The organism is Acinetobacter sp. NBRC 100985, from assembly GCF_000241225.1.
Lineage (GTDB): Bacteria > Pseudomonadota > Gammaproteobacteria > Pseudomonadales > Moraxellaceae > Acinetobacter > Acinetobacter venetianus.
Map to the genome: position 1 here is coordinate 35,666 of NZ_BAEB01000023.1, position 12,609 is coordinate 48,274.

Below are 12,609 nucleotides of genomic sequence, written 5' to 3' on the forward strand. Positions count from 1 at the left end.
CTCAATTACTTGGAAGTGTTTGTATCTGAAGTCTCTGTATCTTGAGAGTTTTTCACATCAATATCAATATCTATTTCATTCGTTTCAATACTAATGTGCTGGGTGCTGCCTTCTGCAACAATAATTTCGGTAGGTAATCCATAGAGACGACTTTTTTCATAGTTATTTCTTGCATGTTTAAGCAAAACAACGATGACCGCAGCGACAGGTAAAGCAATCAACATTCCAAGAAAACCACCTAATTGCGCACCTGCTAAAACAGCAAAGACAACAGCGACAGGAGATAAACCAATTTTATCACCTAACAGGAACGGTTGTAGAATATAACCTTCAACCATTTGGCCAATCATGAATACAATGCCAACTAACAATAATTGCATCCAATCAAGTCCGAATTGGAATAATGAAGCAATCACAGCTGCAATAATACCAACACCAAAACCTAAATAAGGAATAATACTCGCCAAGCCCGCAATCATTCCAATAATTAATCCAACCTCTAAACCGATAAGTTGTAGACCTACCGCATAAACAATTCCAAGTAAAAGCATCACCAAGAACTGCCCTTTTACAAATGCACCTAATACACTGTGACACTCACGAACAATTGTTAATGTTGATGCTTCGTATGGACGAGGAATTAAACGTCGAAGGCTTTGTAGCATTCTTTCCCAATCAAGTAAGAAATAGAAAGAAATAATTGGAATAAGAATAACTACCCCACCAATTTGAATAAAATTCAAACCAGACTGAGCAAGTCTTAACGCCATCGTTTGAATACTATCCGCACTATAATTAGTTTGGATATAATCCATTACAGTCTTAGAAATTTGCTCAGTATCGATTTCCATTGGTACCACATTGAACGTATGTGAAACCCAAGGCAAGAACGTCGCGTTGATCCAGTGAATGCCCGCAGGAATACTGTCTCTAGCGTACATTAACTGTTTCCATACCAATGGTACAAGGAACCACAAAACAACTGTCAGACCTACGCCAATACCAACAAATACGATACTAATGGCTAACCAACGGGGTAATTTAATTTTTACAAGAACATCAACAAGTGGACTAAACAGGTAAGCAATAAAAAATGCACCTACAAATGGCAGTACAACAGGTTTCAATAAGTATAAGACCCAGAGAAGCAATGCGAGTCCAGCGATGATAAAGATACGGCGCAGTACCTGATCTTGCATAAAATCTAGCCTTTTTTCGTGTAATCGTTATAAATGGAAAAAAATTTTAAATAAAGATAGCATTTTCGAGCATAAATAACATAAGAGTTTCGTATATTCGGGTTATAATCTGCCGCCAATGCGGAGACTTCATTATGAGCAACTCAACTTCTACCCCAAACACTGGTTTAAGCTACAAAGATGCGGGGGTCGACATTGAAGCGGGCGACGCACTGGTCGATCGTATCAAATCTGTCGCTAAACGTACCACTCGTCCTGAAGTTATGGGCGGTCTAGGTGGCTTTGGTGCGCTATGCAAAATTCCTAAAGGCTATGAAGAGCCTGTATTGGTTTCAGGAACTGACGGTGTAGGTACTAAGCTACGTTTAGCACTTAATCTGAACCGCCATGACACAATCGGTCAAGACCTTGTGGCAATGTGTGTAAATGACTTACTTGTATGTGGTGCTGAACCATTATTCTTCTTAGATTACTATGCAACAGGTCATTTGAATGTTGATGTTGCAGCGAATGTAGTCACTGGTATTGGTAAAGGTTGTGAGCTTGCAGGTTGTGCATTAGTCGGTGGTGAAACTGCTGAAATGCCTGGTATGTATGAAGGTGAAGATTACGATCTTGCTGGTTTTGCTGTCGGTGTTGTTGAGCAAAGCAAAATTATTGATGGCTCTAAAGTAAAAGCTGGTGATTTATTGATTGGTGTTGCCTCTAGCGGCGCGCATTCAAACGGCTATTCTTTACTACGTAAAATTTTAGATGTTAAAAATGTTGATTTAACTCAAATCGTTGATGGTCGTCCACTTGCAGATGTTGCAATGGAACCGACTCGCATTTATGTAAAACCTGTTTTAGAACTTTGCAAACAAGTTGATGTCCATGCAATGGCACATATCACTGGTGGTGGTTTGCCGGGTAACCTTCCGCGTGTTCTTCCAAATGGCGCTCAAGCCGTTATTGATGAATCAAGCTGGGAATGGTCTGAGTTATTCCAACTTTTACAGCGCGAAGGCAATGTAGAACGCTTTGAAATGTATCGCACATTCAACTGTGGTGTTGGTATGGTGATTGCTGTTGATCCAAGCGAAGCGGATAAAGCCGTTGAGGTATTGAACACTCAAGGTGAAAAAGCTTGGAAAATTGGTCATATCCAAGAAAATACTGAATCAGTTGAAGGCGCAGACGAAAAAATTCGTGTGATCTTTGCATAATGAAAATTGCTGTACTTGTCTCAGGCAATGGTAGCAACTTACAAGCCCTGATAGATGCTCAACAAGGCAAACAACTATCAGGGCAAATCATTGGTGTTCTTTCAAACAAAGCTGATGCTTATGCGTTACAACGTGCTGAGAACGCCAATATTGCAACTGCTGTCATTTCGCATAAAGACTTTCCAAATAGAGAAAGCTTCGATGAAGCAATGCATCAACAACTGCTGAATTGGCAGGTTGATTTAGTCATTCTTGCAGGTTTTATGCGCATATTAACACCAAACTTTGTCAGTAAATGGCAAGGGAAAATGTTAAATATTCACCCTTCTCTCTTGCCTTTCTATAAAGGTGTTAATACGCATCAACGCGTATTAAATACAGGGGATCGCCTGCATGGTTGTACGGTTCATTTTGTAACAGCTGAACTTGATGCTGGTCAAAGTATTGCTCAGTCAGTTATTGAAGTTGGTTTGCATGATACCGCTGAAAGTTTAGCACAGCGCATACATAAACTTGAGCATTTTATTTATCCTCAAGTTACGCAATGGATATGTAATGGTCAGCTATCTTGGAAAAATGGCAAAGCCTATTTCAACCAAAAACCTTTAGAGCGTCCTATTCAATTTGCTCAATTGTAGTTAATGAATCAGCAAATTTAGATTTGCTGATTCTTCTCAGCTTTTTTATTTTGATTTAATCAAACTTCTAATCTTTTCTACCGTATCCAGTGGATGTTCCAATGGGAACATATGCCCTCCGTCAACAACTGAAAATGGAATATCCAATTTCTTTTGTGCTACTTGAGGCAGCTTCTGCTTTAAAAATACGCTGTCTTGACCAACAACCAAATCAACAGGAACTTTTGGCTTTGGCATCGGCAACCACCACATTGATGGTGTTGTTCTAAATATCTTAACTTCTGCGTGCTTAGGTATGGTTAACATGACGCCATTATTTTGCGGATCGTTTGTTAAGGCATAATCGATATAGGCTTGAAAACAATCTTCATCGAAAAATTGATAAAAACCTTTTGATCTCAACAATTCAGCAGCCTGCTCTCGCGACTCCCAGCGATCTCTGCGTCTGGCAGATAAACCTGCTGGTGTAATCTGATCAACAAGTTTTGGCTTAAATAACTTTGCCAAATGAAAAGCGAAAGATGCTTTACCAATAATAAAAGGTGGATCAAGCATGATCACTTGAGAAAATAATTCTGGACGACGATATGCTGCCATTAAGGTCAAAACAGAACCCAAAGAGTGCCCTAATCCAATCACCTTACGTCCATGCGATTGCTGAACGATACTATCAATCACTTGGTCTACTAAGTATTTCCAACCGTGCGTAATTGGATAACGCTGATCAGAACCAATTTCTGATACATAAATGACATCATATTCATCTTTGAGTTGATCAAAAAGTTTTTGATAAACTTTTGAAGGGACACCGTTCGCATGTGCGAAATGGATTAAAGGTTTCATAAGTTTGTCTATAAATTTATTGATTGGTCAATTATCCCGCTATGTCACTTTAATGCAAATTAAAAGAAAGAACTAAGGAGTAATTTTTAGAGAGGGAAATTTGATGGATTAATTGATTTGCTTGGTTTCCCCTTACGAATAAGAGGAAACTAATTTTAAAAACTAAAATTATTGAATTTTTGCACTTTGCTGAGTTTCTAATTGAGCAGCTAATGAACTACTAATCCCTTCACCAATCTTCGCGCCCATACGTCCCAAAATTGACTCTAAAGGATTACGCTGTACTGTATAATCAACTTTTTGCTCAACTTTCAGCTCACGCATTAGCGTTGTAAGACTACCACTACGGTCAGCAACACCTAAAGCAATTGCTTGTTCACCCGTCCAAAATAGACCAGAGAACACCGAAGGATCAGTTGATTTCAAACGCTTACCACGACCTTCTTTAACCGCATTGATAAAATGTGTGTGCACGTTGTCTAAAACAGATTGCACATGCGCTTGTTGAGCAGGATTAATCGGTTTCGTCATACTCAAAATATCTTTGTTATTACCCGATGTGAGCGTACGATCTTCAATACCAAGCTTTTGTGCTAAGCCACTTAAACCATAATTTGGCATAATCACACCAATTGAACCCACCAAGCTTGAAGGATTCACGATAATTTCATCCGCTGCTGAAGCAATATAATAAGCACCTGATGCGCCCATATCACCAATCACAGCATAGACTTTTTTATCCGGATGTTGCTTTTTTAAATAACGAATTTCTTGCCAAATTTCATCGGATTGAACAGGAGAACCACCAGGTGAATTAATATTTAAAGCAATCGCTTTGCTACCGCTCGCTTCAAAAGCACGTTTTAATGCTTTATTGGTATCTTCACTATTGACAGTCGATTGACTGCTAGAAGAATCAATCGTACCAATAATATCCACGACTGCTAGGTGGTCGCTACTGATACTTGTTGTTGATTTTTCTGTTGATGTTGAACATCCTTTGGTCATCGCTATAAGTACAATCAGTAAATAAGCAAAACCTAAACATTTAAAGAAGATACTCCAACGACGGCTACGACGTTGTTCCTCTACGGAAGCTAAAACAGCCTTTTCTAAAATTTGCCATTCTTTGCCTGTGACATTATTACTATTTGTTGGTTCGTTTTGTGGTTTCGGTGGCCAATCGGACATAAGATTCCAATCCAATATATTGTAAAGTGGTTTTATTATATACGCGGATTTGCATAAAACTGTTTAAATAACTTGTCTTAACTTATAATTATTTTTTGCATTATACTTTCCTTTGTAATTCTCAATACCTTTGATAAATGACCCAACATACATCGACAAGTACTTCCTATCGTCTTATAAAATTGATTAGCCGCCAGCCGATTCAACTCGGGCGTTTCTTTGCGAAACTGCTGGCTGCACTATTTAATACATTTCAACTCTCTAAAATTTCTAAAATTATTGGTTTAAATCTCCGAATTGCTTTTCCACATTTATCTGAACAAGAACATCAACGACTCAAAAAACAAGCCATTCAAAATGAAATCACGTCCTATTTTGAGTTTTTGAGCATTTGGGGAGCATCAAACAAAAAAATATTCAACGTATTCATCATGTGAGTGGTGAACATTATTTCCATGAAGCTCTCGCCGCAAAAAAAGGGGTTGTCTTGATTCTTCCACACTTTGGCACCTGGGAAGTAATGAATGCATGGTTATCTCAACATACACAAATAACTATTTTGTATAAGCCCGTTAAAAACCCTGACGCTGATCGTTTTGTCCGTGATGCGAGAAGCCGAGAACAAGCAAACCTTGTTCCAACGGATGAAAGTGGCGTGCGTCAAATTTTTAAAGCTTTAAAACAAGGTGGAACCACAGCTATTTTGCCTGACCATACCCCTGATCATGGTGGTGAGATGGTCAATTATTTTGGTATTCCTCTAGCTTCAAGCAGCTTGAGTGCAAAACTGATTCAAAAAACTAAAGCTGCTGCATTATTGCTCTACACTAAACGTAATGATCAAGATGGATTTGATATAGTGATTGAACCTATTAATCCTCAAATCTATCAAGGAACTGCCGAGGATGGTACGCTGATCATTCATCAAAGCTTAGAACAACTGATTCGACGTTATCCTGAACATTATCATTGGAGTTATAAACGTTTTAGTGCCAATAAGGCATTGAAAAAAATTTATGACATTGATGAGAAAGAGGCATTAGAAAAAGTTGATGAAGTTCGCAATCAAGCAATGCAGCAGCATAATATCTAAGCTATTTCCGCTGCAACCATTTCACTTGTTGCCGTTGTTGTTTGAGCTGAACCTGCCCCTGATCAAAGATAAAGCTGATCGTTCCAGCATTTACAGTCGTCAGCAGTGGAATATTTAAAGCTTTCAATCGCTGTTGCAATTCTAAACTCGGATGACCATAACGATTGTCGAAACCTGCTGAGGCAATCGCTAGCCTTGGCTTCAATATTGCTAAAAAATCATAAGCAGAACTATGCTTGCTGCCATGATGACCAAGTACCAACACATCAACTTTTAAATCAGGATACTGCTGCAAAAGCTTATATTCAGTTTCCCATCCCGCATCTCCCATAATTAAAAAGTGCTGATAAGGCTGGGCATTGGAAAAAGTTAAATAAATGACACAGGATTGTTCATTTTGCTGACTGCTCGCAAGTGCTAAATCTTCAGTACGTGGTGATAGCACTTCAATTTTAAGATTAGTATAAGTCCACTGCTGTCCCTGCTGACACAATGAGAAATTATCTTTAAATTGCATACTGCTACGATATTCATTTGACTGAACTTGCTCAATAGCGAAAGCATTTTGAATCTTAGGAAATGCGCCACTGTGGTCTTGATCCAGATGCGATAACATCACATGATTAAGTTCCCTTATACCCTGTTGACGCAAGAAGGGAATAACAACGCGCTCTCCAATACTAAATTTTGTTTCATCATAAGAGCCACCTGTATCAATCATCAAAGTGTGCTCTGGGTGTTGCAGGAAAATCGCCTGCCCTTGTCCAACATCTAAAATATTTAAGACAGTTGGTTGTGCTTTGAAACCTAACAGAATGGGCAAAAAACCAATCAACGACCAAGCTTTTGGAAGTGTTCCATGTGGCAAAAAAAGTATGATGAGTCCGACAATTAAACTCACCATCATAAGTGGAGTACAACTGACACCATACAACGCAGGTGAAACTTGCTGTAAAATGCTTAAAATCCACAACAAAACGGATAAACAGACATCATTTAGATAAAATAAAAACGTTCCTAATATTGGAATAATGGAACTTAGGCAAGCAGCAAGAATATCCAATGGGATGACAATCATACTTAAAAATGGTATGGCGATTAAATTAGTCAAAGGTGCAAATAAAGAAATTTGCTGAAAGAAAATGAGTACTAACGGCAGTAAAGCTACAAAAATTTTCCATTGTGATTCTACTAAGAGCTTAATCGCAAAATACCCCTTTTGCACATAAGTCATCGGTTGATCTTGTGGTAATTTCGCTATGGTTTGATAAATTCTCAATAGAATAAAACATGCACCATAAGACAACCAAAATGCCGCTGATAAAATACTAAAAGGATCAAAAATCAGTAATAGACTTGCGCTATATACCAATAAAGCAAAAGGTCGAATCGACTGTCGAACAAGAAGAAAAAAGCCAACAATACAAACTGTAAGTAACGTTCTAAGTGCAGGGATTTCAAACCCAACAAAAGCAACATAGAGCAATACGCAGCAGATAAAAGGAAATAACAATACAACCTGTCTAGGCTGCCATAGATAAAGTTGTGGGCAATAACATTGTATCACTTTCTGCAATAACCACGTCAGCATCAAAGCAAATATCAGTACATGAGGTCCTGAAATTGCCAATAAATGTGAGATGCCAAGCAATTGAAATTGTTGTTTGATTTCATCAGAAAGTAAACTTTCATCGCCAGTCAACAATGCTAACATCAGTCCTTTATTCTGATAATTTGAGGTCTGTAACTTTAATCGAAATGACAATCGCATCATTTCAACATTCAAAAGAAATTTTGCAGTGATACTTTTTTGTTGTTTTAAATGTTGTTGATAACCGAGTCTATAAACCTCATCATCACTCAGAAGTTCGATCTGCTTTACTGAAAATGCAGACATGACATTTTGTTGCAAAAACCATTTTTCTTGATCAAATGCGCCAGAAACAGCATAACTATGCGCTGGCTTGATCGTGCCATAAATTTTGTAATAGCTACCGAGTTTTAAGGAAGAAGATAAGTCAAACTGATCTTTATTTTTCTTTAAATACAGAAACCAATTTACAGGCTGATCATAGCGATTTAAAACTTCTGCAATTTGCTTGTGCCCATTGTCGCTAAGCTCATCTATTTTCTTGATATAAATAATGGCTTCAAATGGCTGTGTTTGAGTTTCGCGGAATTGTAGGCGTTGCTGCAATGCCTGATCAGCAAAATGATATCCAGCACAAAACAATGCCCAACTTGAACTTATTAAAATGAGAAAAATAAATAAAGGCTGACGAACGGCTGACTGTCGTTTTTTATAAAATCCTATAGCAAATATAAGCATTGCCAGAGCAAGCCATACCCACCATGTTGCATTGATAAAAGCAAGGTTGTGCCCCATTAGAGCAATACCTGCAATCCACCCTATAAGAATAAGTTTTAACATTTAATTTTTAATTAAGTTTTTGATTTTTCTAAGGGCAAAATTAAAGCCCTTTTTCAGGGCTTTAACAAGAGTACAAACTAAAAATTATGGCTGATCAATCCATAAACCATCTTGCATATGCAAAATTGAATCAGCAGATTGTGCCAATTGCTCGTCGTGTGTCACGATCAACATCGCCATATTCAGCTCTTTTTTCAGATCAGTCAGCAGCTCAAAAATACTGAGTGCCGTTTTACGATCAAGGTTTCCTGTTGGTTCATCCGCAAGTACAACCGCAGGTTTCGTTACTAATGCACGCGCCAATGCAACACGCTGACGCTCACCACCAGACAACTCACCAGGTTTATGCTCCATACGATGCGATAAACCTACACGATCAAGTAAATATTCAGCTTGTCTTTTCACATCTTTAAAGTTGCTTTCACGACGCAACATCAAAGGCATTGCAACATTTTCAAGCGCTGAAAATTCAGGTAACAAATGATGGAACTGATAAACGAAACCTAGATGCTGGTTACGCTTGTAACCACGTTCTGCTTCGCCTAAATTATCAAAACGTTGGCCGTGTAAAAAAACCTGTCCTTGTGTTGGCTGCTCTAAACCACCCAACACATGCAATAAGGTACTTTTACCTGAACCGCTTGAACCAACGATTGAAACAAATTCACCCGCATTAACTTGTAAAGATAGACCTTTAATCACTTCAACTTTAGTTTTACCATCATCAAAATGTTTAAAAATATCTTTGGCTTCTAATACAATTTTACTCATAACGTAATGCCTCAGCAGGTTGAACTTTGGCTGCACGCAATGCAGGATAAATTGTCGCCAAGAAACTCAGCAATAAAGACACAATGACGATAATAACAACATCTTGCCATCTTAAATACGAAGGTAAGTAATGTACAAAATAGGCATCAAACAGATTCAAACCTAAGGCTGTATTAAACCAAGAAATAATATCACTGATGGTTAGAGCCAACGTTACCCCTAAAATCGTGCCCGCAATTGTACCGACTACCCCAATCACAGTTCCTTGCACCATGAAAATTTTAGTAATCATCGATGGTGAAGCACCTAAAGTACGTAAGATTGCAATATCTGACTTTTTATCTGTTACGACCATCACCAGTGATGAAACGATGTTAAACGCGGCAACTACGATGATGAGGAATAATAATAATCCAACAAGTGTTTTTTCCATTTGAATCGCATTGAACAAATTACCGTGGGTATACGTCCAGTTCGATGCGTAGAAATTACTTGGTAATTGACTCACAATTTCATCAGCGACTTTAGGCGCTGCGAAAATATTATCAAGTTTTAAACGTACACCTTGAGCCCCATCAGGTAGACGTAATAATGTCGATGCATCATTCAAGGCAATATAACCCACCATCGAATCGACTTCAGCGCCTACACTAAAAATACCCACGATTTTAAATCTTTTAAAACGAGGTACTACACCAGCTGGTGACGGCGTTGCTTCTGGTAAAACCAAAGTGACATTATCATTAAGCCCCAAGCCTAATGCATCCGTCATATCCTTACCAAGCACGATCCCAAACTCACCTTTTTTAAGTGAATTTAAATCACCTGCCACCATATGGTTCTGGATAATAGATACTTTCTTTTCGTATTCAGGTTCAATCCCTGTCACCATGATGCCTGCGACCTGCCCTTGAGCGGTCAACATGCCTTGTAATTGAGTAAAAGGTGCAGCACCCGTCACATGCGAATGTTGCTCAACCTTTTTTACAAGCTCAGGCCAATCTGTTAGAATTTGAGTAGAAGAAACAGTAGCTTGAGGAACCATTCCAAGGACACGGTTTTTAAGCTCACGATCAAAACCATTCATCACAGATAATACTGTAATGAGGACTGCAACGCCGAGAGTTAAACCAATCATGGAAACCAAGGCAATAAAAGAAATAAAATGATTACTCCGCCGAGCACGAGTGTATCTCAACCCTATATACAGCGAAATTGGCTTAAACATACCATCTAGTCCGAGGTGATTTATTATGGAAAGTTCACAACATCATCTTGTTGACGACAACACAGAACGTCGTGTGATGTCTCGTATTGATGCCGTGTTGAGAATCAACTATCAAGTCATTCCAGATGATGTTGCACTGAATGACCCATATGACTCTCATTTTGTATTGCCACGCTATTTTCTACTACTTGCAGAATTAGATCAATTTGATCATGCGTTTCGCTACGAATTAGAACAATTAAATGAAAAAGATCAACAAATTGCTCGCATCTTATCCCTATTTAATCAGAAGTTGAACCTTATCACAGGGTCTTTCTATGACAATATTGTGCAATCTTTATTGCCAGTGCCTGAGCAAGTTAATTTCTCGGAAAACGGCTTAAGTTTCTTCAGTACCCAAGATCTGAATGAAGGCACCTATATTCATATTACGTTAAGCCACCCTGAAAACTTCTTTCACATCGCTGCAACTGCGCAAGTGGCATATAGTACAGCCGAAGAGCATGGGAAATTTAGAATCGGGGCTTACTTTATTACGATTAACCCTCAAGATCGTGCAAAACTTGCTGACAGTATTCAGCTGAGTGACAACAATCAAGGTTAAATTTTTAAACGACGGTACATCTTTAAATCTTTATAGAAATAAAGTAGCAAGCCAAATAAGATGATGACAGCACCAACAAACACGCGGATTGATAGCTGTTCATTATTGAGATAAGCACCGACTAAAATTGCTAACATTGGGGTCATCACTGTGGTAAGTGAAAGTGTCGTTGCTTTTAAATTTTGCACCAATTTGAAATAGCAGAACATTGCAATCAATGAAGCCATAATCACAGTATAAGCCAATGCTAAAAGTGACTTAGCCGAAGGAATGTGTGTAGGTGCATATTGCCAAATCCAAGGCAAGATCATAACTGCAATGATCGTCGAAAAAAGGATTGATCCCGTTGCTTGTGCCATCGCCTGCACATCAGCATTAATCTTTTTAACCAAGAAAATAGATAGTGAGTATGAAAAGACACTGATCAACATTAAGACAATGCCGATTGGCTGTACATGCTTTTGGCTTCCACTCAAACAAATCATGGCCAGCCCAACAATCGATGTTCCCATACCAAGCCATTGCAGTCCTGCTAACTTTTGGTGAAAGCCAAATCGTCCTATCAAACCCGCTATAATTGGCGCAAGCCCAAACATCAGCGCAATCAAACCCGAACTGAGATAAGCTGTTGCTGCATAAGTAAAAATCTGTGATCCGATCAAACTAAATGAACCTGCAACATAACTTAGCAAGGCAAGTTTATGAACTGGAAACTTAATTTTTAAAAATAGTAGAACCGTAATTGCCAACGGTAATGCAATAAAAAACCGAATAACCAATGCCCACATTGGATGTAAATCTGAAACGCTCCAGACAATTGCTAAAGGCGTTGTCGCCCAAATAAATATAAGCAATCCATAAGTGAACATTAAGTTAAGACGTGATGGCATAGCGTGCTCAGCAAGCAGTTTTACGTTTTTGTTTTAAAATCGTTTGATCTAATGAGCTAGAGAATTCACGTTTATCTCTCTCAGAAATCGGTGGTGGCCCACCTGTCTGTACACCAGCTCCACGCAATGTATCCATAAAATCACGCAAATGAAGTCGGGCTTTTACATTCGCTGTGGTATAGATTTCACCGCGAGGATGAATCGCAATTCCACCTTTTTCAATCACTTGAGCCGCTAAGGGAATATCTTGCGTAATGACAATGTCATTCTCTTGCATACGTTCCACAATTTCTTGATCGGCACGATCAGCACCACTCATCACCTGAATTGATTTAATTCTGATAGAGGGTGTAATCCCAACATTCTGATTGGCAACGAAAGTGACTTCGAGTTGATAGCGATCAGAAGCACGTAAAATCACTTCACGTAAAATCTTAGGTAAAGCATCTGCATCTACCCATAACTTAAATGGCAGCACGTTTGCACAAGCCTAATTGAATAAAAGTATAGTTTAGC

11 protein-coding genes and 1 pseudogene are annotated in these 12,609 nt (G+C 38.6%); 4 read left to right on the plus strand and 8 right to left on the minus strand.

All coding sequences use genetic code 11. The features are described from left to right. Window positions 1–5: 5 nt before the first annotated feature. A complete protein-coding gene (gene cxpE, locus ACT4_RS08950; RefSeq protein WP_004878469.1) occupies window positions 6–1,199 on the minus strand; it encodes a chloramphenicol efflux transporter CxpE in 1,194 nt (397 codons plus the stop codon). 134 nt (window positions 1,200–1,333) lie between these two features. Between cxpE and purM the strand changes: the two genes are divergently transcribed. Together purM and purN are read left to right on the plus strand one after the other, a co-directional pair. Further along, window positions 1,334–2,404 carry a phosphoribosylformylglycinamidine cyclo-ligase gene (gene purM, locus ACT4_RS08955; RefSeq protein ID WP_007481528.1) on the plus strand — a complete coding sequence of 357 codons (1,071 nt, stop codon included), beginning with the start codon at window positions 1,334–1,336 and terminating at the stop codon, window positions 2,402–2,404. Next, on the plus strand, window positions 2,401–3,042 hold the full coding sequence (gene purN, locus ACT4_RS08960; protein WP_171054793.1) for a phosphoribosylglycinamide formyltransferase: 642 nt from the start codon (window positions 2,401–2,403) through the stop codon (window positions 3,040–3,042). The genes purM and purN overlap by 4 nt, the downstream gene beginning before the upstream one ends. 45 nt (window positions 3,043–3,087) lie before the next feature. On the opposite strand, the gene ACT4_RS08965 is transcribed toward purN, so the two are convergent. Next, window positions 3,088–3,885: an alpha/beta fold hydrolase gene (locus ACT4_RS08965; RefSeq protein ID WP_007481530.1), complete on the minus strand. Its 798-nt coding sequence runs from the start codon at window positions 3,883–3,885 to the stop codon at window positions 3,088–3,090. Window positions 3,886–4,053: 168 nt separating this feature from the next. Further along, window positions 4,054–5,076, minus strand: a complete 1,023-nt coding sequence (gene sppA, locus ACT4_RS08970) for a signal peptide peptidase SppA (RefSeq protein WP_007481531.1) — start codon at window positions 5,074–5,076, stop codon at window positions 4,054–4,056. Between the two features lie 137 nt (window positions 5,077–5,213). Between sppA and ACT4_RS08975 the strand changes: the two are divergent. Beyond that, window positions 5,214–6,169 (plus strand): annotated as a pseudogene (locus ACT4_RS08975) (lysophospholipid acyltransferase family protein). Between the two features lies 1 nt (window position 6,170). Here ACT4_RS08975 and ACT4_RS08980 read toward each other — a convergent pair. The 3 genes from ACT4_RS08980 to ACT4_RS08990 all read right to left on the minus strand — a co-directional run bounded on the left by ACT4_RS08980 (window position 6,171) and on the right by ACT4_RS08990 (window position 10,599). Beyond that, complete coding sequence (locus ACT4_RS08980; protein WP_007481535.1) at window positions 6,171–8,600, minus strand: DNA internalization-related competence protein ComEC/Rec2; 2,430 nt, start codon at window positions 8,598–8,600, stop codon at window positions 6,171–6,173. 84 nt (window positions 8,601–8,684) lie between these two features. Next, window positions 8,685–9,371 carry a lipoprotein-releasing ABC transporter ATP-binding protein LolD gene (gene lolD, locus ACT4_RS08985; RefSeq protein ID WP_004878462.1) on the minus strand — a complete coding sequence of 229 codons (687 nt, stop codon included), beginning with the start codon at window positions 9,369–9,371 and terminating at the stop codon, window positions 8,685–8,687. Next, on the minus strand, window positions 9,364–10,599 hold the full coding sequence (locus tag ACT4_RS08990; protein ID WP_034604841.1) for a lipoprotein-releasing ABC transporter permease subunit: 1,236 nt from the start codon (window positions 10,597–10,599) through the stop codon (window positions 9,364–9,366). Before ACT4_RS08990 ends, lolD begins: the two co-directional genes overlap by 8 nt. 25 nt (window positions 10,600–10,624) lie before the next feature. Between ACT4_RS08990 and ACT4_RS08995 the strand changes: the two genes are divergently transcribed. Beyond that, a complete protein-coding gene (locus ACT4_RS08995; RefSeq protein ID WP_007481538.1) occupies window positions 10,625–11,203 on the plus strand; it encodes a PilZ domain-containing protein in 579 nt (192 codons plus the stop codon). Here the strand turns inward: ACT4_RS08995 and ACT4_RS09000 are convergent. Next, window positions 11,200–12,093, minus strand: coding sequence for a DMT family transporter (locus ACT4_RS09000; RefSeq protein ID WP_007481541.1), 894 nt, complete (start codon window positions 12,091–12,093; stop codon window positions 11,200–11,202). The genes ACT4_RS08995 and ACT4_RS09000 overlap by 4 nt on opposite strands. Window positions 12,094–12,100: 7 nt before the next feature. Further along, on the minus strand, window positions 12,101–12,571 hold the full coding sequence (locus ACT4_RS09005) for a YaiI/YqxD family protein (RefSeq protein ID WP_007481543.1): 471 nt from the start codon (window positions 12,569–12,571) through the stop codon (window positions 12,101–12,103). Window positions 12,572–12,609: the final 38 nt, after the last annotated feature.

Excerpts from the sequence above, each read along its gene's own strand:
- cxpE (WP_004878469.1), bottom strand. The coding sequence starts at position 1,199 with ATGCAAGATCAGGTACTGCGCCGTATCTTTATCATCGCTGGACTCGCA.
- purM (WP_007481528.1), top strand. The coding sequence starts at position 1,334 with ATGAGCAACTCAACTTCTACCCCAAACACTGGTTTAAGCTACAAAGAT.
- ACT4_RS08965 (WP_007481530.1), bottom strand. The coding sequence starts at position 3,885 with ATGAAACCTTTAATCCATTTCGCACATGCGAACGGTGTCCCTTCAAAA.
- sppA (WP_007481531.1), bottom strand. The coding sequence starts at position 5,076 with ATGTCCGATTGGCCACCGAAACCACAAAACGAACCAACAAATAGTAAT.
- ACT4_RS08980 (WP_007481535.1), bottom strand. The coding sequence starts at position 8,600 with ATGTTAAAACTTATTCTTATAGGGTGGATTGCAGGTATTGCTCTAATG.
- lolD (WP_004878462.1), bottom strand. The coding sequence starts at position 9,371 with ATGAGTAAAATTGTATTAGAAGCCAAAGATATTTTTAAACATTTTGAT.
- ACT4_RS08990 (WP_034604841.1), bottom strand. The coding sequence starts at position 10,599 with ATGTTTAAGCCAATTTCGCTGTATATAGGGTTGAGATACACTCGTGCT.
- ACT4_RS08995 (WP_007481538.1), top strand. The coding sequence starts at position 10,625 with ATGGAAAGTTCACAACATCATCTTGTTGACGACAACACAGAACGTCGT.
- ACT4_RS09000 (WP_007481541.1), bottom strand. The coding sequence starts at position 12,093 with ATGCCATCACGTCTTAACTTAATGTTCACTTATGGATTGCTTATATTT.